18 protein-coding genes and 1 pseudogene are annotated in these 13,716 nt (G+C 70.7%); 7 read left to right on the plus strand and 12 right to left on the minus strand.

The window, feature by feature from the left end:
* Position 1 precedes the first annotated feature (1 nt).
* A complete protein-coding gene (locus ACGFJ7_RS08545; RefSeq protein ID WP_360244500.1) occupies positions 2-646 on the minus strand; it encodes a helix-turn-helix domain-containing protein in 645 nt (214 codons plus the stop codon).
* A 58-nt stretch (positions 647-704) separates the two neighbouring features.
* Between ACGFJ7_RS08545 and ACGFJ7_RS08550 the strand changes: the two genes are divergently transcribed.
* On the plus strand, positions 705-1,214 hold the full coding sequence (locus ACGFJ7_RS08550) for an ester cyclase (protein ID WP_392641600.1): 510 nt from the start codon (positions 705-707) through the stop codon (positions 1,212-1,214).
* Positions 1,215-1,234: 20 nt separating this feature from the next.
* Here the strand turns inward: ACGFJ7_RS08550 and rdgB are convergent, their stop codons facing one another.
* The 4 genes from rdgB to ACGFJ7_RS08570 form a co-directional block, all read right to left on the minus strand.
* On the minus strand, positions 1,235-1,849 hold the full coding sequence (gene rdgB / locus ACGFJ7_RS08555; protein ID WP_360244506.1) for an RdgB/HAM1 family non-canonical purine NTP pyrophosphatase: 615 nt from the start codon (positions 1,847-1,849) through the stop codon (positions 1,235-1,237).
* A complete protein-coding gene (gene rph, locus ACGFJ7_RS08560; protein ID WP_360244508.1) occupies positions 1,846-2,574 on the minus strand; it encodes a ribonuclease PH in 729 nt (242 codons plus the stop codon). Before rph ends, rdgB begins: the two co-directional genes overlap by 4 nt.
* Before the next feature lie 61 nt (positions 2,575-2,635).
* Entirely contained in the window at positions 2,636-3,841 is a 1,206-nt protein-coding gene (locus tag ACGFJ7_RS08565) for a glycosyltransferase (protein ID WP_360244510.1), read from the minus strand.
* 46 nt (positions 3,842-3,887) lie between these two features.
* Complete coding sequence (locus ACGFJ7_RS08570; RefSeq protein ID WP_360244513.1) at positions 3,888-4,634, minus strand: MBL fold metallo-hydrolase; 747 nt, start codon at positions 4,632-4,634, stop codon at positions 3,888-3,890.
* Between the two features lie 263 nt (positions 4,635-4,897).
* Between ACGFJ7_RS08570 and ACGFJ7_RS08575 the strand changes: the two genes are divergently transcribed.
* A complete protein-coding gene (locus ACGFJ7_RS08575) occupies positions 4,898-5,308 on the plus strand; it encodes a hypothetical protein (protein ID WP_392641603.1) in 411 nt (136 codons plus the stop codon).
* On the opposite strand, the gene ACGFJ7_RS08580 is transcribed toward ACGFJ7_RS08575, so the two are convergent.
* The 5 genes and pseudogenes from ACGFJ7_RS08580 to clpS all read right to left on the minus strand — a co-directional run bounded on the left by ACGFJ7_RS08580 (position 5,305) and on the right by clpS (position 8,000).
* Positions 5,305-6,270: a cysteine synthase gene (locus ACGFJ7_RS08580; RefSeq protein WP_360244519.1), complete on the minus strand. Its 966-nt coding sequence runs from the start codon at positions 6,268-6,270 to the stop codon at positions 5,305-5,307. The genes ACGFJ7_RS08575 and ACGFJ7_RS08580 overlap by 4 nt on opposite strands.
* A 5-nt stretch (positions 6,271-6,275) precedes the next feature.
* Positions 6,276-6,590, minus strand: coding sequence for a MoaD family protein (locus tag ACGFJ7_RS08585; protein WP_360244522.1), 315 nt, complete (start codon positions 6,588-6,590; stop codon positions 6,276-6,278).
* Positions 6,591-6,651: 61 nt separating this feature from the next.
* Positions 6,652-7,142, minus strand: a pseudogene (locus ACGFJ7_RS08590) (Mov34/MPN/PAD-1 family protein).
* Positions 7,143-7,189: 47 nt separating this feature from the next.
* Positions 7,190-7,690, minus strand: coding sequence for a DUF2017 domain-containing protein (locus tag ACGFJ7_RS08595; protein WP_360244525.1), 501 nt, complete (start codon positions 7,688-7,690; stop codon positions 7,190-7,192).
* Positions 7,691-7,709: 19 nt separating this feature from the next.
* Entirely contained in the window at positions 7,710-8,000 is a 291-nt protein-coding gene (clpS, locus tag ACGFJ7_RS08600) for an ATP-dependent Clp protease adapter ClpS (protein ID WP_097319498.1), read from the minus strand.
* Between the two features lie 105 nt (positions 8,001-8,105).
* Between clpS and ACGFJ7_RS08605 the strand changes: the two genes are divergently transcribed.
* From ACGFJ7_RS08605 to ACGFJ7_RS08625, 5 genes are all read left to right on the plus strand, one after another.
* Positions 8,106-9,392, plus strand: coding sequence for a nicotinate phosphoribosyltransferase (locus tag ACGFJ7_RS08605; RefSeq protein ID WP_360244528.1), 1,287 nt, complete (start codon positions 8,106-8,108; stop codon positions 9,390-9,392).
* Positions 9,389-9,967, plus strand: coding sequence for a nicotinamidase (locus ACGFJ7_RS08610; RefSeq protein ID WP_360244531.1), 579 nt, complete (start codon positions 9,389-9,391; stop codon positions 9,965-9,967). The genes ACGFJ7_RS08605 and ACGFJ7_RS08610 overlap by 4 nt, the downstream gene beginning before the upstream one ends.
* Before the next feature lie 46 nt (positions 9,968-10,013).
* On the plus strand, positions 10,014-11,327 hold the full coding sequence (locus ACGFJ7_RS08615; RefSeq protein ID WP_360244534.1) for an MFS transporter: 1,314 nt from the start codon (positions 10,014-10,016) through the stop codon (positions 11,325-11,327).
* Between the two features lie 584 nt (positions 11,328-11,911).
* The gene (locus tag ACGFJ7_RS08620) at positions 11,912-12,232 is read left to right on the plus strand and encodes a multidrug efflux SMR transporter (protein ID WP_360244537.1); all 321 of its coding nucleotides are present in this window, start codon (positions 11,912-11,914) and stop codon (positions 12,230-12,232) included.
* Entirely contained in the window at positions 12,229-12,825 is a 597-nt protein-coding gene (locus ACGFJ7_RS08625) for a TetR family transcriptional regulator (protein ID WP_360244540.1), read from the plus strand. The genes ACGFJ7_RS08620 and ACGFJ7_RS08625 overlap by 4 nt, the downstream gene beginning before the upstream one ends.
* 3 nt (positions 12,826-12,828) lie before the next feature.
* Here ACGFJ7_RS08625 and ACGFJ7_RS08630 read toward each other — a convergent pair whose 3' ends face one another.
* On the minus strand, positions 12,829-13,467 hold the full coding sequence (locus ACGFJ7_RS08630; protein ID WP_392641608.1) for a DUF4241 domain-containing protein: 639 nt from the start codon (positions 13,465-13,467) through the stop codon (positions 12,829-12,831).
* A complete protein-coding gene (locus ACGFJ7_RS08635; RefSeq protein ID WP_392641610.1) occupies positions 13,464-13,679 on the minus strand; it encodes a GrpB family protein in 216 nt (71 codons plus the stop codon). Before ACGFJ7_RS08635 ends, ACGFJ7_RS08630 begins: the two co-directional genes overlap by 4 nt.
* Positions 13,680-13,716 lie beyond the last annotated feature (37 nt).

The following is a 13,716-nucleotide window of genomic DNA, read 5'->3' on the forward strand; positions in this document are numbered from 1 at the left end:
CTCATTCTGTCGGGGTCAGGGCGTCGATGAGGGCCTGGGTGAGCCACTGCTCGTACCGGGCCGGGCTCCAGCCACGGTCGACGACCAGCAGGTCGTACATCTCCGGTGAGATCAGAGCCCAGACCAGGTCGCGGCCGTGGTCGGTGGAGACGTCGGCGCGCAGACCGCCGGTGGCGGCGAGATGCTCGACGATGCCGGCCGCGCCGATGAGTCGTTCCCGCCCGGTTGTTTCCAGGAAGCCGGCCAGGTCGGGGTCGCCGCCCCGCGCGGCGGCCAGCAGCCGGGAGAGCAGCGGCCCGATGCGGGTGCCGATCGTCCGGGCCAGGGCGGCGTAGCGGGCCAGCTTCTCCTGCGGGGTGGCGGCGGCCAGGATCGCCTGGAATTCGGGGCGGTCCCGTATCGGCACCGGTTCGTCGTCGCCGGCCAGCGTGACGTCGTAGGTCTCCTTGAACAGGGCCGCTTTGGTCCGGAAGGCTTTCTGAACGGTTTCGGCGGACACCGCCGCGCGGGCGGCAACGTCGCGCATGGTGACCGCGTTCGGGCCGCGCGCGACGACCAGCTCCCGGGCGGCGTCGAGGATGGCGCGCCGGGTCAGGCGCGCCCGCTCGGCGCGCCGGCTGTTGTCGTATGCCCGACGATCGCTCATTGCCTACCACTCACTCGTATTCAATACCGTATGACAGTAACCGAATGGGAGGTACGCCATGACGACCGGCGACATCCACACCTGCGTCCGCTCCATGCAGCTGATGGCGTCCGGAGATCTCGACGAGTTGTCCGAGGTCGTTCACCCGGAGGCGGTCAACCGCGAGGCGCGCGACGAGCCGCCGGACTGCCGGGTCGCGGGACCGGCCGGCTTCGCCGCCACCGCACGATGGCTGCGGTCCGCCTTCGCCGATCTCACCTTCGAGGTGCACGAGGCGCTCGCCTCCGGCGACCTGGTCGTCGTGCACTGCACGATGTCCGGGCGGCAGGTGGGCCCCTTCGTCACCTACGACGAGCAGGGCCGAGTCGCCCAGGCGTTCCCGCCGACCGGACGCCGGATGGCGGTGACCCAGACGCACTGGCTCCGGATGTGCGACGGCCTCGTCGTCGAGCACTGGGCCAACCGCGACGATCTCGGTCAGGGCGTCCAACTGGGGTGGGTGCCACCCACACCGGTCTACCTGTGGCGGATGGCGCGCGCCCGGCGCCGAGCCGCCCGGGCGGCGTGATCACCGCAGCTCGGCTCGGGCTAGGCCGGGAGCTCCTTGGCGATGACCTTGGAAAGCTCGCGGAAAGCCTTGCCCCGGTGGCTGATCGCGTCCTTTTCGGCCGGGGTCAGTTCGGCGTTCGTCCTCGTCTGGCCGTCACCCAGGAAGATGGGGTCGTAGCCGAAGCCGCCCTCGCCGCGGCGGGCGCGGAGGATCTTGCCAGGCTGGCGGCCCTCGACCAGGTGCTCGCGGCCGTTCGGCAGGACCAGGGCGGCCGCGCAGACGAAGGCGCCGCCGCGCTGCTCGTCGGACACGTCGCTGATCTGGGCGAGCAGCAGGTCGAGGTTGGCGTTGTCGTCGCCGTGCACGCCGGACCAGCGGGCGCTGAAGACACCGGGCATGCCGTTGAGCGCGTCGACAGCGATGCCCGAGTCGTCGGCCACCGTGGGCAGCCCGGTGCGCTTCGCGCCCTCACGGGCCTTGATCAGTGCGTTCTCGCCGAAGGTGAGGCCGGTCTCGGGAACGTCGGGGTAGCCCTCGAAGTCGGCCAGGCCGACCAGCTGGACACGGTTGGTGCCCAGCGACTGGTCGAGGATGCGCTGAAGCTCCACGAGCTTCTTCTTGTTCGCCGTGGCGAGCAGCAGCCGGGCGCTCACGAGGCGAGCGCTTTCTGCTGGGCCGCGGCCAGATCGGCGCAGCCGGCCAGGGCCAGGTCGAGCAGGGCGTCCATCTGGTCGCGCCGGAACACGCCGTTCTCCCCCGTGCCCTGCACCTCGACGAAGTCGCCGTCGCCGGTGGCGACCACGTTCATGTCGACCTCGGCCGCGACGTCCTCGAGATACATCAGGTCGAGGCGGGGCTCGCCGTCGATGATGCCGACGCTGACCGCCTGGATGGAGCGGTGCATCACGTTCTCCACCTTGCCGGCCAGGGACTTGCGGCCGGCCAGCCAGGTGACCGCGTCGTGCAGAGCCACGTACGCCCCCGTGATCGCGGCCGTGCGGGTGCCGCCGTCGGCCTGCAGGACGTCGCAGTCGAGCACGATCGAGTTCTCCCCGAGGGCCTTCAGGTCGATGCTGGCCCGCAGGCTACGACCGATCAGGCGGGAGATCTCGTGGGTACGCCCGCCGACCTTGCCCTTGAGGCTCTCGCGGTCGCCGCGCGTGTTCGTCGCGCGGGGCAGCATCGCGTACTCCGCGGTGACCCAGCCCAGGCCGGAGCCTTTGCGCCACCGGGGAACACCCTCGGTGACGCTGGCCGTGCAGAGCACCCGGGTGTCGCCGAACTCGACGAGCACCGACCCCTCGGGGTGAATGCTCCATTTACGGGTGAGAGTGACCGGTCGCAGCTGGTCGGCCGCTCGGCCGTCGGGTCGTGCCATGCCCAAACCTTATGCGCAGCGGGCCGGGCGCGCCTCAGCCGCCCCGGCTCCTGTGGATAACTCAGCCGAACCAGCCGGTGAAGGCTTGGTCGGGCCGGGGGATGGCCGGGCGCAGCACCGCCGCCGGCCGCTGCCGGACCGACGGCACACCGGCGACCGCGACGTCGGGCAGGGCGCCGTGCGCGCGCAGGAAACCGTCCACCGCCGCCTGCCAGCCGAAGTGCTCGGCGCGGGCGCGGGCCGCGGCTCGCCGCTCGGCTTCCGGGCGCTCCAGCAGCGTGCGTACCCCATTGGCGAAGGCCTCGGCCGTGCCCGGAACCGCGACACCGGCGTCGCCGACCACCTCGGGCAGCGCGCTCGACTCGTTGACCACGACCGGCGTGCCGCAGGCGAGCGCCTCGAGGGCGGCCAGGCCGAACGTCTCGACCGGCCCGGGGGCCACCACCACGTCGGCGCTGGCGAGCAGGGCGGCCATCGTCGCGCGGTCGCTGATGTGGCCGGCGAAGCGCACCGGCAGGCGCGCCGCGCGATAGGCCAGGGCGGCCCGCCGTACGCCGTCTCCGGCCACCGCGAGCACGGCCGGCACCTTGTCGTTGCGCAGCACCGCCAGCGCGTCCACGGCCAGCTCGGGCTTCTTCACGCCGGACAGCCGGCTGCAGAAGGCGACCAGCGTCTCGCCGGGCCGGGCGTAGCGGGCGCGGACCGTCTCGTCGGCGCGGCCGGGGTGGAAGGCGTCGAGGTCGACCCCGAGCGGCACCTCGATCAGGTTCGGCGCGCCGATCCGGCGGAACTCGGCCGCGGCGAACGAGGTGGTGCAGACGATCTGGTCGAAGAACTCGGAGGTACGCAGGTTGTACTTGTCGGCCAGCTGTTCGCGTTTGGGCATGCCCCAGACGCCGAGCAGGCCGGCCAGGCTCTCGTGCGACACCATGATCGAGCCGACACCGCGCTGCCGGGCCCAGCTGCCGGTCCAGCGCAGCGTGGTGCGGTCGGAGACCTCGATGCGGTCGGGCTCGAGGTCGTCGAGGAGCTTGGCCAGCTCGCGGCGGCCGGTCATGACCCGGTAGCCGCCGGTACGCGGCAGAGGGGCGCTGGGCAGCGTGATGACGCGGCCCTGACTGGTCATCTTGTCGGAGCGCTCGCGGCCCGGCACGATCAGCACGGCCTCGTGGCCGGCGAGCTGATAGCCCTCACCGAGGTTCCGGAGTGCGGTCCGCAGGCCACCCGTATGAGGGGTCACGAAGTTGGCCAGGCGAACGATGCGCATGCAACAACTCCAAGATCACGATCCGCTGGTGCTTCAGTCCCCCGGCTCAGAGATCGTAACGGGCACCTGGGCGCACGACCTCAACCGGTCCCGCAAATGCGGCCACGGCGGCATCCACAATAGATGCCTCCGAGACCCATGCGGGCACCAGATGGGTCAGCAACAGCCGGCCGACGTCCGCCTTGGTCGCCGCCTCACCCGCCTCGCGGCCGGTCAGGTGCAGGCCGGGAGGGTTGTCGACCCCGTCGGCGTAAGAAGCCTCACACAGAAAAAGATCTGCGCCGGCGGCGAGTCGCAGCAGCGGTTCGCACGGCGCCGTGTCCGAAGAGTAGGCGAGCACGCGCCCTCCGTGCTCGATGCGCACCCCGTACGTCTCCACCGGATGGTTGACCCGGTCGACAGTGACCGAGAACGGGCCGATCGGGAAAGTGCCGGGCTGCAGACCGTAGAACGTGTACACGTCGTCGATCGCCTCGTTCTCCTGGCTGTACGCCGAGGAGATCCGCTCGGCCGCGCCGAGCGGGGCGTAGACCGGCACCGGCGGCAGCGCCCCGGACGGGTCGTAGCGGCGCACCACGATGTACGTACAGGCGTCCAGGACGTGATCGCAGTGCAGATGTGTCAGGACGATGGCGTCGATCTTGTTCATGTCCGAGTAGCGCTGAAGAGCGGAGAGCGAACCCGAGCCGAAATCGATCAGCAGCCGGAAGCCCTCAGCCTCGACGAGGTAGGCGGAACAAGCCGACTCGGGGCCGGGAAAACTGCCGGCACAGCCGAGAACGGTCAGTCGCATGCGGGTCCCTCTGGCTCACACTGGGTCTTACACGCCCCGCCCGACCGGTCCGTGCTGGAGTCGTCAGACCAGTCAATCACGGAGCGAAGCGTACGCCGGGAGCTGCGCACCATGTAAACGTCTGATCGATTTGTCGCTAAATCGACAACGTACATCACACCGCCCGTGACCTCGGCCATTAACGCCATTCCCGTTACGTCCGGTGAGTCGTTCGCGTTGCACGAAGTGACGACTTCAACGGACGGAACAGGCGGAGGCAACACGTGACCACGGCCGAGAGGAGCCGCCCCACGCAGACCGAGGCGGCGGAGATCATGCCGTTCGGTGGCTGGGAGATTACACCGGCTCCGACCGGATTCGGGGACAACGAAACACTCTTTCGTTTTCCGGCGCCGGATGATCCCGCGCCGGGCACCGCGCGATTGCTGATTCTGTCCCTGTACGCGACGGCACTCGGCCTGGCGGGCATCGGAGTCGGCGTGCGCGCATTCGTCACGGTGCTGGGCGGTGCCGATTTCTGGTACGTGCCGGTGCTGACCCTTTTCGGACTGATCAGCGTCGGACTGGCGGTGGGCTCGTTCCTTTCGATCCACCGCCCGGTCCTCCCATGGCTGCTTCTTCTGGGCGCCACGGGACCACTCGCGATCGACGTGCTGATCGCCGCGCTGTATTAGGCCCAGAGCTGCCCGTCGAGGGCTTCTTCGGCGTCGTTCAGCGTGCCGCCGTAGGCGCCGGTCGACAGATATTTCCAGCCGCCGTCGCAGATCACGAAGGCGACGTCGGCCCGCTTGCCGTTCTTGACCGCGTCGTGGGCCACCGCCAGCGCCGCGTGCAGGATGGCGCCGCTGGAGAAGCCGGCGAAGATGCCCTCGACCTCGACGAGCTGACGGGTACGCAGCACGGCGTCGCGGGTGCCGACCGAGAAGCGGCGGTCGAGCACCGACGCGTCGTACAGCTCCGGCACGTAGCCCTCGTCGATGTTGCGCAGGCCGTACACCAGCTCGCCGTAGCGCGGCTCGGCCGCGACGATCTGGATGCCCTCGACCTTCTCCTTGAGGAACCGGCCGGTGCCCATCAGCGTGCCCGTGGTGCCCAGCCCGGCCACGAAGTGGGTGATCGTGGGCAGGTCCTGCAGCAGCTCGGGACCGGTGGTCTCGTAGTGGGCGCGGGCGTTGGCCGGGTTGCCGTACTGGAACAGCATCTTCCAGTCCGGGTGCTCGGCCGCGATCTGCTTGGCCGTGGCCACGGCCTGGTTCGAGCCGCCGGCGGCCGGCGAGAAGATGATCTCCGCGCCGTACATCCGCAGCAGCTGGACCCGCTCGGCCGACACGTTCTCGGGCATCACGCAGACCAGCCGGTAGCCCCGGAGCTTGGCCACCATGGCCAGCGCGATGCCGGTGTTGCCGCTGGTCGGCTCGAGGATCGTGTCGCCCGGGCGCAGGTGGCCGGACTCCTCGGCATCGCGCACCATGTACAGCGCCGGGCGGTCCTTGATGCTGCCGGTCGGGTTGTGGTCCTCGAGCTTGGCCCAAAGCCGCACCGGCGGCGCCCCCTCGGGCACCGCCGGTGACAGGCGGGGCAGGCCGACCAGCGGCGTGCCCCCGAGCGCGTCGAGGAGGCTCTCATAGCGAGCCATGACGACTACCTTCCGAGCAGCGCGGCGGCCGCGGCGAAGCCCAGGGCGCCACCGGCCACGGCCGGCAGGATGGTGATCGAGTCACCGTCGCTGAGCTTGGCGTCGAGCGCGCCCAGGAAGCGGACGTCCTCGTCGTTGACGTAGATGTTGACGAACCGGTGCAGGTTGCCCTCGCCGGTGATCAGGCGGCCCTTGAGGCCGTTGTGCTTGGCGTCCAGGTCGTCGATCAGCTCGGTGAGGGTCGAGCCGGCACCCTCGACGGTCTTGGCGCCACCGGTGTAGCTGCGCAGGATGGTCGGAACGCGGACTTCGATAGCCATGACGGTGAATGCTCCAAAAGGAAGAACGAACTGAGGGCAGGGTCTTCACGTACGAATGTCGTCAGCGACACTCGTAGAAGACCGACACCGGGCTCTGCCCGAACATGTACGACTGCACAGCGCTCGCCATCACGCGTCTACCGTCGCATCCACGATGTTGATCTCTTCCTCGGTCACCACGCCGTCCACTATGCGGAACGACCGGATCTCCTCCGAGTCCGGCTCGCGGGTGGAGACGAGAAGATAATGCGCACCGGGCTCGCCGGCGAAGGAGATGTCCGTCCGCGACGGATAGGCCTCGGTCGCCGTGTGCGAGTGGTAGATGACCACCGGCTCCTCGTCGTTGTCGTCCATCTCGCGCCAGACGCGCAGCTGCTCCATGGAGTCGAACTCGTAGAACGTCATCGAGCGGGCCGCGTTGTCCATCGGGATGAGCCGCGCCGGCCGGTCGCTGCCGATCGGACCGGCGACCACGCCGCAGGCCTCGTCCGGGTGGTCCCGGCGGGCATGGGCGACGATCGCGTCGACGATCGCGCTGTCGATGGTCAGCACGTCGTTCACATTACCGTGAGATTTCGCCGCCCCGAGCGTGGCGGGGCTCACTCTATCTCCGGCAGCGCGTTCAGCAGCGACTCCTGGAGGTAGCCCAGGTACGCGTACACGCTGAGCTGGAAGACACGGCTGGAGCCGGGGTCGCGGACGACGGCCGTTTCCAGCTCCTCGCTCAGATCGGTGTCGGCCCTGATGTCGAGCCGGGTCCCCATGGCCAGCCGCGCGTCGTTGATGGCGCGCAGCCAGGCCTCGGCGGCCTCACCGTCGAGGCGTACCTCTCCCTCGCCCTCGTCGGGCAGAGCCGCGAGAATCGCGCCGGCCTGATCGATCTTGCCGGTTTTGAGTTCGCCCTCGGTGTAGAGGCGGAACTCGGCCGAATCGTCCGGACGGTCCGGATAGATATCGGGGAACAGGCGCGAGACCACGGGGTCGCCGTGATCCATGCCGTCGGTCAGCAGACCGACCACCTCACCGGCGACCTTGCGCAAGACGCGCACCTCGTCGACCGCGAACGTGGCCACACACTGGCTGCCGTTGCGTCGGAACATCTGCCCTCTCCCGCGGTGTTCAGGACCGGTCGACCGTGGCCCAGAGGCCGTAACCGTGCAACTGGTTGGCGTCCATCTCCATGCGCTCGCGCGCACCGATGCTCACCACCGCCTTGCCTTTCGTGTGCACGTCAAGCATCAGAGCTTCGGCCTTTTCCTTGCTGTAACCGAAGAGCTTCTGAAAAACCCAGGTCACGTACGACATGAGGTTGACCGGATCGTCCCAGACGATGGTCACCCACGGCCGGTCGTCTTCCGGTGCTTCTTGGATCTCCGGCGTCTCGACGGGAGCAACCTGAGGCAACGCCATGCCCCCCATGTTGCCACCGGTTTTGCCGCATCGGTGAACCGGAACGCCGAACCGCAGGTCAGCGGGCAGTTCGTAAGGGGCCGTCCGGCGCAATAGGGTGGGTGTGTGAACTCCTTCGCCCCCGCGCTGCTCACCGATCAGTACGAGCTGACCATGGTCAGCGCCGCGCTCAAGGACGGCACCGCCGACCGGCCGTGCGTCTTCGAGGTCTTCGCGCGGCGACTGCCGGGCGGGCGGCGGTACGGCGTGGTCGCCGGCACCGGCCGCCTGGTCGAGCTGATCCGCGACTTCCGCTTCAGCGAGGCCGAGGTCGGCTTCCTGCGCGAGGCGGGCATCGTCGACGAGACCACGGCCGAGTGGCTGCGGAGCTACCGCTTCAGCGGCGACATCGACGGGTACGCGGAGGGCGAGCTCTTCTTCCCCGGCTCGCCGATCATGACCGTCTCCGGCACGTTCGCCGAGTGCGTGGTCCTCGAGACTCTCATCCTGTCGGTGCTCAACCACGACTCGGCCATCGCCTCGGCGGCCGCCCGCATGGTCACGGCGGCCCGCGGCCGGCCGATCATCGAGATGGGTTCCCGGCGTACGCACGAGGACAGCGCCGTGGCGGCGGCCCGCGCGGCCTACCTGGCCGGTTTCGCCTCGACGTCCAACCTCGCGGCCGGCGCCCGGTACGGCATCCCGACCACCGGCACCTCGGCCCACGCGTTCACCCTGCTGCACGACGACGAGCCGGCGGCGTTCGCCTCACAGGTTGCCGCCCTCGGCAAGAACACCACGCTGCTGGTCGACACGTACGACATCGCCCAGGGCATCCGCAACGCGATCGCGGTGGCCGGCCCCGACCTGCGGGCGGTCCGGATCGACTCGGGCGACCTGTCGGTGCTCGCGCAGCACTCCCGCGAGCTCCTCGACTCGCTGGGCGCCACCGAGACCAAGATCGTCGTCTCGGGCGACATGGACGAGTACGCGATCGCCGCCCTGGCCGCCGAGCCGGTCGACATGTACGGCGCCGGCACGGCGGTGGTCACCGGCTCCGGCGCGCCGACCGCGGGCCTGGTCTACAAGCTGGTCGAGGTCGAGGGCCGCCCGGTGGTCAAGCGCTCGGAGAACAAGGCGACCGTCGGCGGCCGCAAGACCGCGGTCCGGCGGCACAAGCCCACCGGCACGGCCACCGAAGAGATCATCGTGTCCCAGGGTGTGCCCGATCATGCCCCGAACGACCGGCTTCTCCAGCGCCCGATCGTCGCCGCCGGCGAGATCGTCGAGCAGCCGGCGTTGCGGGAATCCCGTGAACATCTGCGGCAGTGCCTGATCTCGATACCGTGGGAGGGTCTGAAGCTGTCGGCCGGCGACCCGGCCATTCCGGTCACCATCGTGGGGGTCCCGTGACACGCGCGCTGATCATCGTCGACGTCCAGAACGATTTCTGCGAGGGCGGCTCGCTCGCCGTCGGCGGCGGCGCCGCCGTGGCCAAGGGCATCTCGCTGGTGCTGCGCAAGGCGGGCGCCCGGTGGGACCACGTGGTCGCCACCAAGGACTGGCACATCGACCCCGGCAACCATTTCAGCGACCACCCCGACTACCACGACACCTGGCCGGCACACTGCGTGGTCGGCTCGGACGGCGCCGAGTTCCACCCGGAACTGAGCACCGACCGCATCGAGGCGGTCTTCCACAAGGGCGAACACAAGGCGGCGTACTCCGGCTTCGAGGGGCACACCGAGACCGGGGAGACCCTGGCCGACTGGCTGCGCTCACGCGGCGTCACCGAGGTCGAGCTCGTCGGCATCGCCACCGACCATTGCGTACGGGCGACCGCGCTCGACGCCAAGGCGGAGGGCTTCGACACGACTGTGCTACTCGAACTGACCGCCGGCGTCGCCGAGGGCACCACGGCGTCGGCCCTGGAAGAGATGCGTTCGGCGCGGATTGAGACGACGGGCACACCGGTCGTCTCGGCGTGATTGTCGTACCCCCGGGGCAGTATGTGTCCCGGAGGTCAGGACCCACATGCTGCTCAAGCCTTACCGCGAGACGCTCGCCCTGCCCGGCATCAAGTCGTTGCTGGCGGTGGCGACCCTCGCGCGCATTCCCATCGCCGCCGGCGCCGTCACCCTCACCCTGCACGTGGTCAACGACCTGGGGCGGGGCTACGGCGCGGCCGGCCTGATCGGCGCCGCCTTCACGATCGGCGGCTCGGTCGGCGCCCCGGTGATGGGCCGGCTCATCGACCGGCGCGGCCTGCGGCTGGTCCTGGTGCTGACCACTGTCGCCGAGGTCCTGTTCTGGACGCTGGCCCAGGCCGTGCCGTTCCCGGTGCTGCTGGTCATCGCGGTGATCGGCGGCTTCCTGGCGCTGCCGGCGTTCTCGGTGGCCCGCCAGGCGATCGCGGCGATGACACCGGAGTCCCAGCGGTTGCCGGCCTTCGCCCTCGACTCGATCACCACCGAGCTGAGCTTCATGACCGGCCCCGCCCTGGGCGTGCTGATCGCCACGAGCGCCGGCGCCCGCTGGGCGATGCTGGCCATCGGCGCCGGCATCCTGGTCTCCGGCGTCGGCCTGTGGCTGCTCAACCCACCGGTCCGGGCCGCACACGAGGCGTCGATCGGCTCCGGCGCGCGGGTACCCCGCCGCAGCTGGCTGACCCCGCGCTTCGTCGCCATCCTGGCCATCACCTCGGCCGCCACCCTGGTGCTGGCCGGCACCGACGTGGCGGTGGTGGCCGTCCTGCGCGAGAACGGCGAACTGGGCTACGCCGGCCTGGTGATGACGCTGTGGGCGTTCTTCTCCCTGCTGGGCGGTTTCGCCTACGGCACGATCCGCCGTGGCCTGCCCCCGATCGCCCTGCTGACCCCGATGGCGGTGGCCACGGCGGTGGTCAGCCTGGGCTCCTCCCACTGGTGGCTGCTGGCCCTGCTCCTGCTGCCGGCCGGCGCCCTGTGCGCTCCTCTGATCACCTCCAGCGCCGACGCGGTGAGCCGCATGACCCCCGCCGCCGCCCGAGGCGAGGCCATGGGTTTGCACAACTCAGCCCTCACGGTCGGCGTAGCCTGCGGCGGCCCGTTGGCCGGCCTGGCCGCCGACACTCTCTCCCCACCGTGGGGCTTCGTCGCCGTCGGCGGCCTGGGCGTCCTGATCGCCCTCCTGGTCCTCCCGGCCGAGCTCCGCCACCGCCGCACGCCCTCTTCGACCGCCACCATCCCCCAGCAGGACACCCCCACCCCTCCCGCAGCCGATCCGGCCCTCGGCGACCTCCCCGACACCCTCGCCTCGGGCTACGCCGGCCCGGCCGACGACCTCCGCACCCCCTCCACCCGCCCCTGATCACCCTCCCTCGCCCCGCCTGCCGACCCCACCAAGCGCCGTCGCCGCATCCCTGGCCGTTCACCCTCACCGCGCCGTGCCGCGCCGCCGCGCGGCCCGCCGCCTCGCCGTGCCGCCGCGCCGCCCACCGTCCCGCCCGCCGCCGTGCCGCGCCGCCCGTCCGCCGCCGCCGTGCCGCGCCGCCCCGCACCATGCCGCGCCGCCCGCACCGCACCGCACCGTGCCGTGCCGCCCACCGCACCGTGCCGTGCCGCCCGCCGCCCGCCACCCGCTGCCGCGCCGCCCGCCGCACGGTGCGGTGCCGTGCCGCCGCCGCCGCACCGCACCGTGCCGCCCGCCGTCCCGCCCGCCGCCGCGCCATGCCGCGCCGCCCCGTCCGTCGCCGCCCGCTGCCCGCTGCCCGCTGCCGCCCCGTCCGACGCCGCCCGCCGCCCGCTGCCCGCCGCCCGCTGCCCGCCGGACGCCCTTCGGCGCGATCGGCGGCGTAGCCGGCGAGGCTGTAGTGGCGTGAGTCACCAAAGACGCGTGAGAGATTTTCTTATACGGTCCTGAGTTGTACATACGTACAAGTCGGGAGTGTCGTCGTGCCGTACCTCTTCCTGCTGCTCGCCATCTCCTCCGAGGTCGCCGCGACCAGCATGCTCAAGACGACCGACGGCTTCACCCGGCTCTGGCCGACGCTGGCCTGCCTGTCCGGCTACGCGTTCTCGTTCCTGATGCTCGCCCTGACCGTCCGCGACCTGCCGGTGGGCATCGTCTACGCCGTCTGGTCAGCCGTCGGCACAGCCGCCATCGTCGCCATCGGCGCGGCGTTCCTCGGCGAGCCCCTGACAGTGCCCAAAGTGATCGGCGTGAGCCTGATCATCGCCGGCGTCGTCATCGTCAACCTGAGCGGTGCCCATTGACCGCCCCGCCAGCCAACGGCGCGAACTCGAGCCCGGCCGGGGCTCGGCGGCGAACGCAGCGGGCCCGGGATCCCGAAGCTCGTCGGCGCACGCTCGCGACGGCAGCCCTGGAGGTCATCGCCGAGGTGGGGATCGGGCGGACCACTCACCGCGCCGTGGCCGCGCGGGCCGGGCTTCCGCTCGGGTCGACCACCTACTACTTCCCGACCTTGGACGATCTGATCGCGGCCGGGCTTCAGAAAGCCGCCGCTGACCTGCAGCGCGATCTCGACCTGTGGGGCGCGCGCCTGCGCGGGGCCGAGGACCTGCCGAACGCGCTGGCCGAACTCATCGCCGACTATCTCGCCGATCGTCAGCGGGCCCAGATCGAGTGCGAGCTGTACGTGGCCGCGGGCCGCGATGCCGCGCTGCGGCCGCTCGCTCTGGCCTGGCTGAACGGGCTGCGGGAGATCCTTGAGCCCCATCTGGGCGGGGCCGCCGCCAGTGACCTGATCGCCCTGGTCGACGGGGTCATGCTGCAGGCTCTGATCACCGGGCGGGACGTCGACACCCGAGCCCTCAGCGCCACCATCCGACGCCTGGCCGCCACCTAGGGATCAGTCGGTGGGCAGGACCAGGAAGTCGGTGACGAAACTGGTGATCTCGCCGCCGGCGGCGAGGCCCACGTAGGTCGGATAGACGCCGTCGCCCCAGCCGGTGCTGACCGAGATGACGTTGGCTCCGGTGGGCTTGTCGGTGACGCCGCCCAGCGCGCTCGGCGGCGGCGGAAGCTCGTCGGCGATGAAGACCCGCTCGTAGTCGTCGTACGTCCAGTCGCGCAGCGCCCGCACCGCCACCTCGTCGGCCAGCGCGCCGGCGCCCGCCTCGACCTTATAGCCGAAGAAACCGTCGTCCGGCAGGTCCGCCGTGTCCTGGCCGGGGATCAGCGCCATCTCCCACCGGACCGCCGGCCGGTCGTCGATCACGAGCTCCAGCGCCGCCGTACGCGTCTGGGGAAGCCCTCGCTCCGGCCTGATCATCGCCACCCATGCCCGCAACGCATAGATCCCGGGCGTGACCCCGATGGTGAACGGCTCGGCAACCTCCACGCCGAGCAGAGGGTCGCACCCGACGACCCGGCCGCTCGGAAGGACGACGTTTTCCAAGGTCTGGGTTCCCATGACGTACGCCGAACCGCCGCCCCGGAAAGAAGCCCCCTCCACCAGGAGCGCGGAAAGATCCGGCAGGTAGCTCATGCCCCCTTCTCCCACACCGGCACCGGCGCCAGACCGGCCTCCGCCCGCGCCCGATCGGTGAGCTGGTCGATGGTCGGCTTGGCCGCCATCCCGGGTACGGAAGTCGACCCGATGTGCTCGATCTCGGTGACCACCCCAGCCAGCACCGGCCGCAGCTCCGCGATCGCGGCCGCCGCCTGCCCCGGCCACCCCGGGTCGTAGTCAACGATCACCGTGCCATCGTCCCTCACACCCGCACGCGCGGGACAG

Source organism: Actinoplanes sp. NPDC048988, assembly GCF_043197815.1.
GTDB lineage: Bacteria > Actinomycetota > Actinomycetes > Mycobacteriales > Micromonosporaceae > Actinoplanes.